This is a genomic window from Methyloversatilis sp. XJ19-49, from assembly GCF_024580145.1.
Classification (GTDB): Bacteria; Pseudomonadota; Gammaproteobacteria; order Burkholderiales; family Rhodocyclaceae; genus Methyloversatilis.
Genome location: NZ_JANINI010000011.1, coordinates 110,100 through 123,740, shown reverse-complemented (window position 1 = coordinate 123,740; position 13,641 = coordinate 110,100). Strand labels below are relative to the sequence as shown.

The window sequence follows — 13,641 nt, the reverse complement described above, 5'->3', positions numbered from 1 at the left end:
ACAAATACGGCTAAAGCGGCGAAACGAATGCATTCCCGAACCCGTTTTGCCTCATCGGCAAAACGGGTTTTTTGTTCCCGGGCTTCTTGTTTTCGCTTGTCCGTCTTCTGCATTTTCGATACCTGTTTGCCGGCACCTGAGCCGGCTGGAGCACAGCATGAGCAGTCCTGAACCTACGCCGTCCGATCGGGCGGCATTCGATCCGGATCAGTACGATCCGGAAACGCTGGCCATTCGCGCCGGCATCGAGCGCAGTCAGTTCGGCGAACACAGCGAAGCGCTGTATCTGACGTCGAGTTTCGTGTTCGACAACGCCGCCGAGGCGGCGGCGCGCTTTTCCGGGGCCACGCCCGGCAACGTGTACGCGCGTTTCACCAATCCGACCGTTACGATGATGCAGGACCGCCTCGCAGCGCTGGAAGGCGCCGAGGCGTGCGTGGCCACCAGTTCCGGCATGTCGGCAATCCTGTCGATGGTGATGGCGCTGCTCAGGGGCGGCGACCACATCATCGCCTCGCGCAGCATTTTCGGCTCGACCCAGCAGTTGTTCGCCAACTACTTCGACAAGTTCGGCATTTCAACCACGCTGGTGGATGCGACGGACATTGCGGCCTACCGTGCGGCCGTGCGGCCGACCACCCGTCTGTTCTTCATCGAAACGCCGTCGAACCCGCTGACCGAAGTGATCGACATCGCCGCCGTCGCCGAGGTGGCGCATGAGGCCGGGGCGCTGCTGGCGGTCGACAACTGCTTCTGTTCGCCGGCGCTTCAGAAGCCGCTCGAACTTGGGGCCGACATCATCATCCACTCGGCCACCAAGTATCTGGACGGACAGGGCCGCGTACTCGGCGGTGCGGTGTGCGGCCGCAAGGCGGAGATGGACGAGGTGCTGCGCTTCCTGCGAACAGCGGGTCCCACGCTGTCGCCGTTCAACGCCTGGATCATCCTCAAGGGGCTGGAAACGCTGGCGATCCGTATGGAAGCGCAGTCGGCAAAAGCGCATGAACTGTCAATCTGGCTTGAGAAGCAGCCTTGGGTTGATCGCGTCTACTACCCCGGACTGCCGTCGCACCCGCAGCATGCGATCGCGATGCGCCAGCAGAAGTCCGGCGCCGCGGTGGTGGCGTTCGAGGTGAAAGGCGGGCGCGACGAGGCATGGAAGTTGATCGATTCGACCCGCATGCTGTCCATCACCGCCAATCTGGGTGACACCAAAACAACGATCACGCACCCGGCGACGACGACGCATGGCCGCATTTCGCAGGAGGCGCGCGATGCCTCGGGCATCAAGGACAGCCTGATCCGCCTCGCTATCGGGCTTGAATCGGTTGCCGACATGCAGCGCGACCTGACGCGCTGGCTGGCGGTTTAGGGGCCGCCCGTGCCGCGCCACATCGCACTCGTTCCCGCCGCCGGCAGCGGCAGCCGTTTCGCTGCGCACCTTCCGAAGCAGTATCTGCCGTTGGCCGGCAAACCGCTGATCCACCATGCGCTGGCTACCCTGTGTGCGCATCCGCGCATCGACCGCGTCGTGGTCGTGCTGTCGCCGGACGACCTTTACTGGGGCGCCCATGACTGGTCGGCGCTCGGGCCGAAACTGATGCCAGTGCATTGCGGTGGCACCAGCCGGGCGGTGTCAGTGCGCAACGGGCTGTTCGAACTCACCGGCTGGGCGCGCCCTGACGACTGGGTGCTGGTGCATGACGCCGCGCGACCCTGCCTTGGCCGTGAACTGCTGGACACATTGATCACCGAACTGGCCGATGACGCCGTCGGCGGCCTGCTCGCCGTGCCGGTCGCCGACACGCTCAAACGCGCCGATGTCCATGGCAGGGTGGAATGCACCGTGCCACGTGCGGCCATGTGGCAGGCGCAGACACCGCAGATGTTCCGGCTGGCGTTGCTGCATGACGCGCTCGATCGCGGCACCGATGTCACCGACGAAGCTTCGGCCATCGAAGCAGCGGGCCTCGCGCCAAAACTGGTTGCATCGAGTGCCGGCAACCTCAAGGTGACCTGGCCGGAAGACATGAAACTGGCCGAACTGATCCTGCGTACCCGGGAGGACTTGCAATGAGCAGCCTGATGCACGCCGCGCCGCTTCCATTCCGCATCGGTCAGGGCTTCGACGTCCACCGACTGGTCGACGGCCGAAAATGCATCATCGGCGGCGTCGACATTCCGCATGACAAGGGCCTGCTCGGCCATTCCGACGCCGATGTGCTGCTGCATGCGATCACCGATGCTCTGCTCGGTGCCGCCGGTCTGGGCGACATCGGCCGGCTGTTTCCGGACACCGATGCGGCCTACGCGGGCGCCGACAGCCGTGAGCTGCTGCGCGAAGCGGTCAGGCGGGTGCGCCTGACTGGCTGGCAGATTGGCAACATCGACGCGACGGTGATCTGCGAACAGCCGAAGATCACGCCGCATGCGGCACAGATGACCGCCCACATCGCCGCCGACTGCGGCATCGCGCCGAACGCCGTGAACGTGAAGGGAAAGACGTCCGAAAAGCTGGGCTACACCGGTCGCGGTGAAGGCATTGCGGCGCAGGCCGTGGCCCTGCTGATTGCGCCACCGCCACCTTCCATGGGGTGACGTTCGAAATAGGTTTTCAGGCTGAATGCGGCTCGCCGGAATGAAAAACGCCGCCGGCGTGCAATGCGCCGGCGGCGAATGAAGCAGGAAACCTGTCAGCCTGTCTTGTCGAGCAGCGGTCGCAACCATTTTGCGACGCCGCGTCGCCTCAGTACCTCGCGTTGTTCCGGTGTGAGCCGGATGGTGACAGGTACCGTCGGATCAACGGGTTTTCGGCCGGCACCGACACGGGTGCCGCCGTGCGGTGACCGCGACATCATGCCCGATCGAATGTCGGAGACTTTTCCGGAACCACGTGGGTGAGATCCCCTTCGCCGATGAGGTAATGATCGGTGCGCTTCGCCGAACGATTGTCGACCACTCCGAATGTCTTGTTGCTGTGGTGGTTGTACATCGTCGACATCTGTGCAGCCTTGCCGCTGTTGAAAAGAGCCTTCGCCTGATCCAGTGTGAGCATTGTCATAACCAACCTCCGTTGAAATGTCTGTGACGTGAGCCTTGTATAGAAACTGAGTGCAACCTTTGACCACTGGTGATTCCGGTTACGCCGTCAGCGCTGTGTCGCGCGCGGCTTTTCTTGTGTCCCTTGGGCCCCGCTACCTGCACTCCTTGGGTTGATTCAGCCTGCGACATGCCGGCTGCCAGATTCAAAGTAAGACATCAATCAAGCCGTTTCAAGAAATTTTTGAATCTGTTTTATCTCGTGAAAACAATGTGTTGAATAATATTTCTTCTGCGGCGCAACAATTCCTTCAATCGGCTCCACCGCTCCCGGAGGCGCACCGTTCGCAAAGGTGCGCCAGCATTGCCTGTCAGGAGGTTCTTCATTGCCAGCAAAAGATTAGCGCGATAAGTTGTCGCGAGCGCCTTGATGCGGGCGGGTCTGCCTGGATTGTTTCGGGTGACCAGGGGCTGTTGCGACGCGTCATCGAAGCAAGGGTCCCGCGACCGGTCGCAGGTCCCATTTTCACGTGTCGATCGGTCGGCCGGAACGGCTCAGCGGCCGCCGCTGACGTCCAGAAGTGCGCCGGTGGTGTAGGAGGCGTCGTCAGACAGCAACCACAGGATGGCGCGCGCCACTTCTTCCGGCTCGCCGCCGCGCTGCAGCGGCACCGATGATTTCACCCGGTTCACCCGATCGGGTTCGCCGCCAGCGGCGTGGATGTCCGTGCGGATGACGCCGGGACGGACGGCATTCACGCGGATGCCATCGGCGGCCACTTCCTTTGCCAGACCGATGGTGAAAGTGTCGATGGCACCCTTCGACGCTGCATAGTCGACATACTCATCGGGCGAGCCAAGCCGGGCCGCTGCCGACGACACATTCACGATGGCGCCGCCGGCACCGCCATGACGGCGCGACATGCGGCGCACGGCCTCGCGTGCGCACAGCATGCTGCCGATCACATTGGTTGCGAATATGCGGGTCAGCCGCGCCGCACTCATTTCTTCGACCCGGCTCTGCGCTTCGAGCATGCCGGCGTTGTTCACCAGCGCCGACAGGCGGCCGAATGCGCTGTCGACGTCGCGGAACAGCCGCTCGACGTCCGTTTCGATGCCGACGTCGGCCGCCAGTGCGAGCGCCGTGCCGCCTGCAAGGGTGATTTCACGGGTGAGGGCTTCGGCGGCGTCGCGCTGCTGCAGGTAACTGACTACCACCGCGTCGCCCTGCGCGGCTGCCAGACGCGCAGTCGCCGCGCCGATGCCGCGACTGCCGCCAGTGATCAGGATGATTCGGTTCATGCTGAAGAAACAGGCCGGGGATGTCAGTGCCCGGGACGTCGAGGTGGTGCCCGGAAGACGACCTTAGCGCGATTGTCGCCGGCCGGCCAGCGGGCGCGACGCGGCCGCCTCACGCGGGGAGACCGTGCGCAGCGGAATGCCGATAAAGTGTGCAGGGCAGACGTCCGGCGCGTCGGCACAGGCGCGTGCGATGGAAAATGGCGCCGTTGGGCGGAGCCCTCGGGCGCCCGGGTCAGTGACCCATCACTTCTTCCGCCACCGGCAGCGCCATACGGGCACCCGGGGTGCGCAGGAACTGGCCCCAGTCGATGATGGCAAACCGGCCGTCGGCGTGTTCGACAATGGCGGTGCAGCTGTCCACCCAGTCACCGCAGTTCATGTAAACGAGCCCGTCGATGGTGCGCTGGGCGACCGCATGGATGTGGCCACAGATGACGCCGTCGACGCCCCGGCTGCGCGCCTCGTGCATGACGGAATCCTCGAAATCGTAGATGAAGCTGACCGCGCTCTTCACCTTGCGTTTGGCATATCCCGCCAGTGACCAGTAGCCGGCGATGCCGAGCCGCCGGCGCACGCGCGACATCCACGCGTTGATCCGCACGAGCGTGTTGTAGGCCACGTCGCCGAGCAGCGCGACCCAGCGATGATGGCGCGTCACCTGGTCGAAATCGTCGCCATGCACGAGCCAGTAGCGCTTGCCATCCGCCGCGACATGGATGTGATCGAGGTGGACCGCAATGTCACCGAACACCGTACCGGCATATTCGCGCAGCGCCTCGTCGTGATTGCCCGGGACGAAGACGACCTGCGTGCCCTTGCGCGCACGCCGCAACACCTTCTGCACCACGGTGTTCTGCGCCGGCGTCCAGTGGATCGAGCGGCTCATCGACCAGAAGTCGATGATGTCGCCGATCAGATAGAGGTAATCGGATTCGTAGTGGCGCAGGAAGTCGAGCAGTGCGTCGGCCTGACAGCCGCGCGTACCAAGATGGATGTCGGACAGGAACAGTGCGCGCACGCGCTGGGGCGCGATTTCGTCGGCAGGGAGATCGGAAACATTCACCGCCCGGATTCAAGCCTGTCCGTGTGACAACGCAGTGACGCGCGTGCGAAGAATTGGCGGCACGGCAGGTGCTGCATCGCCGGCGGGGGTGTCAGTACATCAATTGCAGCCCGAGGATGAAGCGGTTGCGCGTGCGCGTGCCGTCGCTGCCCAGTTCCGAGTACAGCGCGCTGAGCCGCGCGTTGTGGCCGGCAATCACGTAGTTCAGCCCGATGTCCCACTGGTCGTTGCGCGCGCCGCTGTCCGGCCGGAATTCCTGAAAGCGCACGTGGGGCTCGAGCCTTCCGATGCCGATCGGTTTCGGAAACAGCCAGGCTGCCGTGATCAGGTAAGCCTCACCGGCGGTTGCACCGCCGCAGTTCGTGACCCGGCTGCAGCCCGGGTCGGCCGGCGAAATGTCGGCCACGCCATCGGTATCGTAGTCGTACCAGGCGCCTTCCAGAGTCAGCACATCACCGCCTTGCAGACGCGTCTGCATGAGCGCGTCCAGACTCCACGCGGTGTAGTCGCCGCGCGTCAGCGCAGTGCCGACGCCGTCCTTCTGCGTCCGCCAGGCGACGCCGACCGTCAGCACTTCCTTCTCGCCGTAATAATGATTGCTGTTGAAATACTCGGATTCGCGGTCGCGGAAGCTCCACGCGAAGCGGGTCGCGTACAGCAGCTGATGCGACTCGTTCGACATATCCTCGCCGCGGTTTTTCCCCTGGAACGCGCCGACCATGTACTGCAACCGCTGGTCGAACACGCTGCCCCAGAGCGTTGCGCCATCATCGCGGCCGGTGTAGGCGTTGGGGTTGCGCGACACCATCGGGTATTCCCACACATTGGCGAAGTAGGGCCCCGCCATCTGCTGACGGTCACCCGGCACGACGTGGCGGCCGACCCACAGGTTGATGTTGTCGGTGAGGGTGAACTGGCCGACCAGATCGAGCAGGCGCATCGACTCACCCGACAGGCGCGCGAAATTGGTCATCAGTCCGATCTGTTTCGTGAACTTCGCGACCGTGATGATGCGGAAGGAATCGAGCCGCAGGTCGCTGTCGTGCGACCCGTCGGCCTGTTCGGCGCTCGTGTACGCCGCGCTTGACCAGACGCCAAGCGTCAGCGAACTGTCGCCCGGTCCGGTGAAGGTCGGACCGGCGAAGGCATTGCCCGCGGCGGCGACACCGGCGGCGAGCGTGAAGGCGAGCGGCCCGCGTCGCAGGCGGGAAGTCCTCTTCGTCATGGGGTGAGTGTCCTTTGGTGTGCAGTGGCTCGGTACGGGCCCCGGTCTTTGCCGGGTGTCCGCTTGATGCAACCGGCCATGCCCCATCCTGGGGCAGACAGAGGCGACCGGGTCATGCGCGGCGCATTGTGCACCAAATTGGTGCAACAGGGTCGGGTGGCGCCAGGGATGTCCGGCGGCATCGCGCATGTGGAAACGAAAAGGGCGTGCTCGCGCACGCCCTTTGGTCCAAAGCTTTTGCCGGCAGGAGCCTGGCTAACCCGTCGGTCCCGACAGGATGGAATTGGCGTGGATGATGGCGCGTGCGATTTCCTCGGTCGGCACGCGGCGGCTCATCGCCTGCTCGCGGATGATGCGGTAGGCCTCGCTGTCGCCGACATTGCGCGTGCGCATCAGGATGGATTTCGCCTCGTTGATCTGGTTGATGCCCAGCAGCTTCTGCTCGAGCCTGAGCACGCGCTTCTCGGCCTTGCGCATCGCTTCGTTCAGACCCACCGTGAGCACCAGCGTCGACAGGATGCCGGTCGAGCGAATCGGCGCCGTGAGCACACCCGTCGCACCCAGCTTGATCATGGCATCGAAGATGGTCGGGTTTTCGTAACTGATGATGGCAATCACCGCGGGCGGCTGTTCCTGGCGGACCCAGTTGAAAGACATGCCCATGACGTCCTGGTCGACGGCGCAGAACACCAGGTCGACGTTGTCAGGCAGATCCGGAATCGGCGGCCAGAAGGTCTGCACCTGGCAGCCGATGCGCTGCAACTGCTGGGTCAGGGTTTCGCCGTCCTCGTCCTTCGGGTGCAGCACGGCGACGCGCAGGCTGCGCAACTGCCTGAGGAATTCCGGTGTGAGCCGCGTTCCGCGGCTGGTGGGCCGCGCCGGGCTACTCACGGCGGGTCAGCTCGTCGGCAGGCACGCGCAGGCGATTGCTCCAGTCGTCGAATGAATGACTGACCAGATAGGGATCGGGTTCGACGCCCGACAGGGTTTCCGCGAGTATCGTGAATTGCCCGCTGTCGTTGACGCGGCCGATGCGCGGGAAAAGTCGCGTGTGGTGATTGCTCGGATTGACCCGGATGCGGCCCTGCGGCGCATCGAATTCCATGCCCAGGAGGTGCGGTAGCAGCACATCGCGTTCATCGCTGTTCGCGGCGACGAAGGCACCGGCAAACAGGTGTACCTGGTTGTACGACGATTCCCAGCTCATGTTGGGCTCGACCTGCGAACCGAAAAGCTTGCGGAAGTGCGCCAGGCAGCTGCGGTTGCGTTCGGTGTCGATCGACTGGAAATAGGGGCCCGCCGTGTAGTGACCTTCGGCGATGCGCGTGCCCATTTCGGCTATTTCCTCTTCGCTGGTGCACAGGCTGGCGATGGGCATGCGTGCCGGATCAAGACCTGCATCGGCGAAGGCCTGATAGAACATCCGGGTCGTCCGTCCGACGACGGTCGAGAAGATGAAATCCGGCTGCTTGGCCTGGATGTCCCTGATGATGGGCGCAAAGGCGCTTTCCTGCGCGTCCAGCCGGACGTAACGCTCGCCCAGCTTCGCGCCGCCCTGTCGCTGGTGTACGAAGTCACTCATGATGCGGTTCGACTCGTACGGAAAGATGTAGTCGCTGCCTACCATGTAGACGCGCGCACCGAAGCGGCTCGCCATGTAGTCGGCCAGCAGCGCGCTGTTCTGGTTCGGTGCGCCGCCGGTGTAGATCACGTTGCCGGAAAACTCGAAACCTTCGTACATGGTCGGACAGAACAGCAGCCGGTTCCACTTCTCGACTACCGGAAGTATCGCCTTGCGCGTGCTCGACATGTAGCAGCCGAAGATGACATTCACCTTGTCTTCAAGCACCAGCCGCGTGGCGAGTGACTTGAACATCTGCGGGCTGGAGTGCGGGTCGTAGTACACCGGCACGAGTTCGCGGCCGTTCAGGCCGCCGGCATCGTTGATTTCTCGTATTGCGAAGAGCGTGCCGAGCAGCATCGAATTTTCGATGCGCGAGGTCACACCCTCGCGCGAAAACAGGACGCCGACCTTGACCGGATCGGAGTTGGACACAGGACAGTGAAAGCGGAGAACGAGAAACGAAATTGATACTAACAGAGCTTGACGCGGTGCAGCGGGCGTGACTAGTATTGAGTTATCTCTTCACATCGCCAGCACTGCCGATGTGAGGCAAGGCAAAAGGGCCTGCTCGAATCTCCGGATTCGGCAGGCCCTTTTTTTTGCGTCTTTTGTCTTGCCGCGCTGCAACAGATTTGCTGCGGCGTCGAGGGATTGATGATCGGCTTTCCATCCAATTTCCGTGTTCTGAAGGAGTCTGACCGATGATTTCGATACCGAAGAAAGGCACGCCGGAGCGCGATCGCCTGATCCGGGAGCATCTGGAGTGCGTGCAGTCGATGGCCGGCGTCGCGGGTTTTTCGGTGCTCAAGTGCGCCACGCCGGGCGACACCACAGTCATCGGCGGCGGCGTGCATGAAGACCCGCTGCTCAAGCGCGTGCTGCTGCGCATGCGGGGTACCTCGACGAAAGGCAAGCTGGTCGTGATCTGCACCCGTATCGATGCCGAGTGGCGCATCGGGCGTTTGTCCGGCATCCGCGGCGTGCCGCCGGTATTCGCCACCGACGATGTCTACACCAGCGAGCAGGACATCCAGCACGCCATCTTCCTGATGCGCCTCGATGAAATGCCCGAGTCCGACGGATTCCCGGAGCATTACCACGAAGGCTACAAGCGCCGCGACGACAACTGGCCGGTCACCTGATACCGCGCCGGTCGCGTCGACAGCCATTCAGCCAGCGGCCCCGGCACTGACGCCCGGGCACGCACTTCCCGCAAATTTCAAGCAATGCATCCGGACCCCCGGAGGGCGGCGCTCGACCAGGAGAGACGAACACCATGTGTGCAATGCGACTGACCGGATACGCCGACAAGTTCGGCGTCCATCCGGGCGACACGATCAGGTTCTACGTCAATTGCGATGGTCCCGCGAAGTACCGGGCGTCCGTCGTGCAGATGATCAACGGCGATACCAATCCGCGCGGTCCCGGGTTCATCGAGAAGGCGGTGGAGGCGGACTGCGAAGGCGTGTATGACGGCATCAAGCAGGTCGTCTACGGCGGTTCGTACGGCTTCGTGCCTGACGCACCGCAACTCAAGCCGGACAGTTTCACGCTGCAGTGCTGGATCTGGCCGACCACACCAAGGACCGACAAGCGCTACTGGAAGCACGGCGCACAGGGGCTGGTGACCAAGTGGTCCGGTGGCAAGGGCTACGGCCTGTTCATCAACACCGACGGCTGCGTCGAGCTGCGCATCAATGGCGAGACCTACACGAACGGTGCGCCGTTGCGCGACCACGCCTGGCACTTCATCGCTGCCAGCTTCGATGCGCTGACCGGCGAAGTGGTGCTGCATCACGAGCCGCAGGTGGTCTATGCGCTGGACCCGGAGATTCCGCCGGTCAAGGCAACCTTCAAGGGCAAGGTGGAACACACCGACCAGCCGCTGGTGATCGCCGGCTATGTCGATCATGTCGAACCGGGCCCGCTGGGGCTGCCGTCACTGCCGCAGGGCGTCATCGTCGGCGGTCACTACAACGGCAAGATCGACAGCCCGCGCCTGTGCAACCGCGCCCTGTCGCGCTTCGAAATCGAAATGATGAAGGGCGGCGCGCAGCCGGGCCTGACCGAACGCCGCAACGCCGGTCCGACCGGCGCGCTGTCTGAAGCCATCGTGGCCGCCTGGGATTTTTCCGATGGCATCGACACGCTGGTGGCGAAGGACGCCGGCCCCTACCGCTTCAACGCCACGCTCGTGAATTGCCCGACGCGCGCGCTGACCGGCTACAACTGGGCCGGCCAGACCTTCGACTGGAAGGTGTCGCCGAAGGAATACGGGGCCATCCACTTCCACGACGACGACCTCGACAACGCACGCTGGGAGGTGAGTTTCGAGTGGACGGTGCCGACCGGCATCAAGAGCCGCTTCTACGCCGCCAAGCTGACCACGCCCGAGGGTGATGAAGATTACATCCCGTTCTGGATCGTTCCGAAGATCGGCCAGGAACAGTCGAAGATCGCGGTCATGGTGCCCACGATCAGCTACGTGGCGTACGCGAACGAACACGTGGCGTGCAACGCCGGTGGCGCGGAACTGTTCATCTATCGCGTACCCATCATGCAGCAGCAGAACATGTTCCTCGCCGAGCACCGCGAGTACGGCGGTTCGATCTACGACACCCACACCGACGGCAGCGGCATCTGTCTGTCGTCGCGGCTGCGCCCCATCCTGAGCATCCGTCCGAAATACGACCACTTCCTGGCCCAGGCGCCGTGGCAGTATCCAGCTGACCTGCACCTGATCTGCTGGCTTGAGCAGATGGGCTACGAGTACGACGTGTTCACCGACGAGGACGCGACCTACGACGGTCTGGCACGGCTGGAGAACTACAACGTCATCATCACCGGCTCGCACCCGGAGCACAACTCGGGCACCCAGCTCGACGCCCTGCACAACTACACGCAGCGCGGCGGTCGCCTGATGTACATGGGGGCCGACGCATGGTACTGGGTGCATTCGTTCCACCCGGCCTACGACGGTCTGGGCCGCGGCGTGGTGACCGAAATGCGTCGCTGCGAATCCGGCATCCGCACCTGGCGCGCCGACCCCGGCGAGTACTACCACCAGGGCACCGGCGAGCTGGGTGGCATGTGGCGTTATCGCGGCCGCTATCTCCATTCGGTGGCCGGGACCGGCATGTCGTCCGAAGGTTTCGACATTTCGTCCTACTTCACGCGGACGCCGGAAAGTCTGGATCCGCGCGTGAGCTGGGCGTTCGACGGCATCACCTACGAAGAGAACCTGGGCAACTTCGGCCTCGTCGGCGGCGGCGCAGCCGGTCTGGAACTGGACATCGTCGACACCATGCTCGGGTCGCCGCCGCACATCCTCACCGTCGCGACGTCGGCCGGCCGCCATACCGAGGCCTACCTGCTGGTGATGGAGGATTTCGGCTTCAACCAGCAAGGTCTCGACGGCACCGTGCATCCGCGGGTGCGTGCCGACGTGACCTTCCACGAGACGCCGAACGGCGGCGGCTGCTTCGCGTTCAGCTCGATCGCCTACTGCGGTTCGCTGCCGTGGAACAACTGCGACAACAACATTTCGCGCCTGACCAAGAACGTGCTCGACCGCTTCATGCAGGACGGCCCGCTGCCGGCTGCGCCGAAGGAAGCGTTCAAGCACCGCGGTCGCGCGGATTACGAGTCGCCGGCGCTGGCGTCATCCACCTGAGCCCCGCAAGCCTGCCCGCTGCTGTATCGGTGGGCAGGCGCGCACCAACACTACGAACCTGTCGAGGAAGGAGGCTGCATGCTGGATGAAATGATTCGACCGGTCGCGCTGGATGCCTCGGCGTTCCGTTCGCTGCGCATCGCCCGGCGCGAAGACGAGGCGATCTGGACGCGCGACTGGGTGTGCGTCGGGACGACGCATGAACTGGCGGGCGTCGGTGACCTGTTGCCGTTCACTGCGGGAGATCACGCCATCCACATCCAAAGGATGGCGGGTGACGTCCTCGCAGGTCGATTCAACAAGGCGCAGCACGGCGGTTGCCGTGTCGTGCCGGTGCAATGCCAGCAGGGCACGAAGACACCGTGCTCATTCACGTCGTGCGGACACAGCCGCGACCGGCCGGTCATCGCGGCGTCGGAACTGGGCGATGCGACGCCTGAAATGCACCAGTATCTCGGTCTGCGACCGGAGCGCCTGCTGCCGGTCCGCGTCGACCGGATCGGGCCGCTGCTGTGCGTCAATCTCGATCCGCACGGCGAGCCGATCACCGACACGGCCAGATCCCTGCAGACCGCAGTTCCGGCGCTTTCGCGGCAGGACATGCCGCTGCAGGGCCGTCACTGGCAGGAGGTCGACGGCAACTGGAAGCGCGTGGCTCAGCGTCTGCTCGCCGCGCAACAGCTGCCGCATGCCTTCGGCGGCTCGGTACTGGCGGCTGACACCACCCTGGCCGGCCTGCCGGCCAGGGCGCTCTGGCTGTTTCCTAATCTTGTTCTGCTGGTGCTGCAGCACGCCGTGTGTGCCGTCGTGCTGCAACCGGTGGCGCTGACGCGCACGCTGTGCCGCATCACCGTGCTGGGTGACGAAACGTTGCCCATGAACGACTGGCAGGCACTGATCGGCGTACGCCTGTCGGATGCGACACCGGATGCGGCGACCCGGGCCGACGCTGCCGTCGCGTCCTGGCTGGCGCACGAAATGACTCATCGCCTCGACACCTTCGACCTTGCAACGCACCCATGAAGGACATGCCATGAACACGTCGTCACGACCCGTCGATGCAGCCGTCGCGGCCTATCGCGAAGGCCAGCTTGCCGACGCCCATGCACGCTTTTCGTTGCTGGCCCACGCGGGAGATCCGGAGGCGCAGGCGTGGATCGGTTCGCTGCATGCCAATGGCGAAGGGGTGCCAGCCGATCTCGAAGCGGCTTTTGCGTGGTATCTGCGCGCGGCCGAGCAGGATCACGTTCCGGCGCAGACGAATGTCGGCGCCATGCTCGTCATGGGGCAGGGCACCGCAGCCGATCCGGTTGCCGGGCTGCACTGGCTGACCCGAGCCGCACAGGCTGGCGACGCGATGGCGCAGAGCAATCTCGCCACACTCCACTTCAAGGGTGACCGCGTACCGCACGATGAAGTGGCCGCCGCGCAGTGGTATCGGCGTGCGGCCGAACAGGGTCACTACCCCTCGCAGGCGCGACTGGGTTTCATGTACGCAAACGGACTCGGTGTGGAGAAGGACCGCGCACAGGCCTTCGCCTGGCTTTCGCTGGCCGCGCAGCACGGCGTCGGCACGGCGCTGAATGCGCTCGAAGGTATCGTCGGTCAGATGTCGGTGGAAGAGAAGCACCGGGGGGCGGCGCAGTTCGACCAATGGCGCACGCGCACGGCCGCGGTGTCATCGCCTGCGCGACTGGTGCCGGTTCCGGGGTGAG

Annotated in this window: 13 protein-coding genes; 7 read left to right on the top strand and 6 right to left on the bottom strand. The window is 64.2% G+C overall.

What is annotated here, in order from left to right; all coding sequences use genetic code 11:
• Positions 1-157: 157 nt before the first annotated feature.
• Genes NMQ16_RS14075 through ispF form a run of 3 tightly spaced genes read left to right on the top strand, consistent with a single transcriptional unit; the run spans position 158 to position 2,598 of the window.
• Entirely contained in the window at positions 158-1,372 is a 1,215-nt protein-coding gene (locus tag NMQ16_RS14075; RefSeq protein WP_257081441.1) for an O-succinylhomoserine sulfhydrylase, read from the top strand.
• Positions 1,373-1,381: 9 nt separating this feature from the next.
• Complete coding sequence (gene ispD / locus NMQ16_RS14070) at positions 1,382-2,077, top strand: 2-C-methyl-D-erythritol 4-phosphate cytidylyltransferase (RefSeq protein WP_257081440.1); 696 nt, start codon at positions 1,382-1,384, stop codon at positions 2,075-2,077.
• Positions 2,074-2,598 carry a 2-C-methyl-D-erythritol 2,4-cyclodiphosphate synthase gene (gene ispF / locus NMQ16_RS14065; RefSeq protein ID WP_257081439.1) on the top strand — a complete coding sequence of 175 codons (525 nt, stop codon included), beginning with the start codon at positions 2,074-2,076 and terminating at the stop codon, positions 2,596-2,598. Before ispD ends, ispF begins: the two co-directional genes overlap by 4 nt.
• Before the next feature lie 256 nt (positions 2,599-2,854).
• Here ispF and NMQ16_RS14060 read toward each other — a convergent pair whose 3' ends face one another.
• The 6 genes from NMQ16_RS14060 to NMQ16_RS14035 form a co-directional block, all read right to left on the bottom strand.
• Positions 2,855-3,061 carry a hypothetical protein gene (locus NMQ16_RS14060; RefSeq protein WP_150123876.1) on the bottom strand — a complete coding sequence of 69 codons (207 nt, stop codon included), beginning with the start codon at positions 3,059-3,061 and terminating at the stop codon, positions 2,855-2,857.
• Positions 3,062-3,594: 533 nt separating this feature from the next.
• Positions 3,595-4,341 (bottom strand): SDR family oxidoreductase, encoded by a 747-nt coding sequence (locus tag NMQ16_RS14055; RefSeq protein WP_257081437.1) that lies wholly within the window; start codon positions 4,339-4,341, stop codon positions 3,595-3,597.
• A 232-nt stretch (positions 4,342-4,573) separates the two neighbouring features.
• Complete coding sequence (locus NMQ16_RS14050; protein WP_257081436.1) at positions 4,574-5,404, bottom strand: UDP-2,3-diacylglucosamine diphosphatase; 831 nt, start codon at positions 5,402-5,404, stop codon at positions 4,574-4,576.
• Positions 5,405-5,495: 91 nt separating this feature from the next.
• Positions 5,496-6,629, bottom strand: coding sequence for a hypothetical protein (locus NMQ16_RS14045; protein ID WP_257081435.1), 1,134 nt, complete (start codon positions 6,627-6,629; stop codon positions 5,496-5,498).
• 255 nt (positions 6,630-6,884) lie between these two features.
• Entirely contained in the window at positions 6,885-7,520 is a 636-nt protein-coding gene (locus NMQ16_RS19400; protein ID WP_257081434.1) for an ANTAR domain-containing protein, read from the bottom strand.
• Positions 7,513-8,685, bottom strand: a complete 1,173-nt coding sequence (locus NMQ16_RS14035) for a transporter substrate-binding domain-containing protein (protein WP_257081433.1) — start codon at positions 8,683-8,685, stop codon at positions 7,513-7,515. The genes NMQ16_RS19400 and NMQ16_RS14035 overlap by 8 nt, the downstream gene beginning before the upstream one ends.
• Before the next feature lie 269 nt (positions 8,686-8,954).
• Here NMQ16_RS14035 and NMQ16_RS14030 point away from each other — a divergent pair, with 269 nt between their 5' ends.
• The 4 genes from NMQ16_RS14030 (at position 8,955) to NMQ16_RS14015 (ending at position 13,640) form a co-directional block, all read left to right on the top strand.
• On the top strand, positions 8,955-9,395 hold the full coding sequence (locus NMQ16_RS14030) for a N,N-dimethylformamidase, small subunit (protein WP_257081432.1): 441 nt from the start codon (positions 8,955-8,957) through the stop codon (positions 9,393-9,395).
• A gap of 134 nt (positions 9,396-9,529) precedes the next feature.
• Positions 9,530-11,926, top strand: a complete 2,397-nt coding sequence (locus tag NMQ16_RS14025) for a LamG domain-containing protein (protein WP_257081431.1) — start codon at positions 9,530-9,532, stop codon at positions 11,924-11,926.
• A 78-nt stretch (positions 11,927-12,004) separates the two neighbouring features.
• Positions 12,005-12,949, top strand: a complete 945-nt coding sequence (locus NMQ16_RS14020; protein ID WP_257081430.1) for a hypothetical protein — start codon at positions 12,005-12,007, stop codon at positions 12,947-12,949.
• 10 nt (positions 12,950-12,959) lie between these two features.
• The gene (locus NMQ16_RS14015; protein ID WP_257081429.1) at positions 12,960-13,640 is read left to right on the top strand and encodes a tetratricopeptide repeat protein; all 681 of its coding nucleotides are present in this window, start codon (positions 12,960-12,962) and stop codon (positions 13,638-13,640) included.
• Position 13,641 lies beyond the last annotated feature (1 nt).

Bases quoted from the DNA above. Each gene is read 5' to 3' on its own strand.
- NMQ16_RS14075 (WP_257081441.1), top strand. From the start codon at position 158: ATGAGCAGTCCTGAACCTACGCCGTCCGATCGGGCGGCATTCGATCCG.
- ispF (WP_257081439.1), top strand. From the start codon at position 2,074: ATGAGCAGCCTGATGCACGCCGCGCCGCTTCCATTCCGCATCGGTCAG.
- NMQ16_RS14060 (WP_150123876.1), bottom strand. From the start codon at position 3,061: ATGACAATGCTCACACTGGATCAGGCGAAGGCTCTTTTCAACAGCGGC.
- NMQ16_RS14055 (WP_257081437.1), bottom strand. From the start codon at position 4,341: ATGAACCGAATCATCCTGATCACTGGCGGCAGTCGCGGCATCGGCGCG.
- NMQ16_RS14045 (WP_257081435.1), bottom strand. From the start codon at position 6,629: ATGACGAAGAGGACTTCCCGCCTGCGACGCGGGCCGCTCGCCTTCACG.
- NMQ16_RS14030 (WP_257081432.1), top strand. From the start codon at position 8,955: ATGATTTCGATACCGAAGAAAGGCACGCCGGAGCGCGATCGCCTGATC.
- NMQ16_RS14025 (WP_257081431.1), top strand. From the start codon at position 9,530: ATGTGTGCAATGCGACTGACCGGATACGCCGACAAGTTCGGCGTCCAT.
- NMQ16_RS14020 (WP_257081430.1), top strand. From the start codon at position 12,005: ATGCTGGATGAAATGATTCGACCGGTCGCGCTGGATGCCTCGGCGTTC.
- NMQ16_RS14015 (WP_257081429.1), top strand. From the start codon at position 12,960: ATGAACACGTCGTCACGACCCGTCGATGCAGCCGTCGCGGCCTATCGC.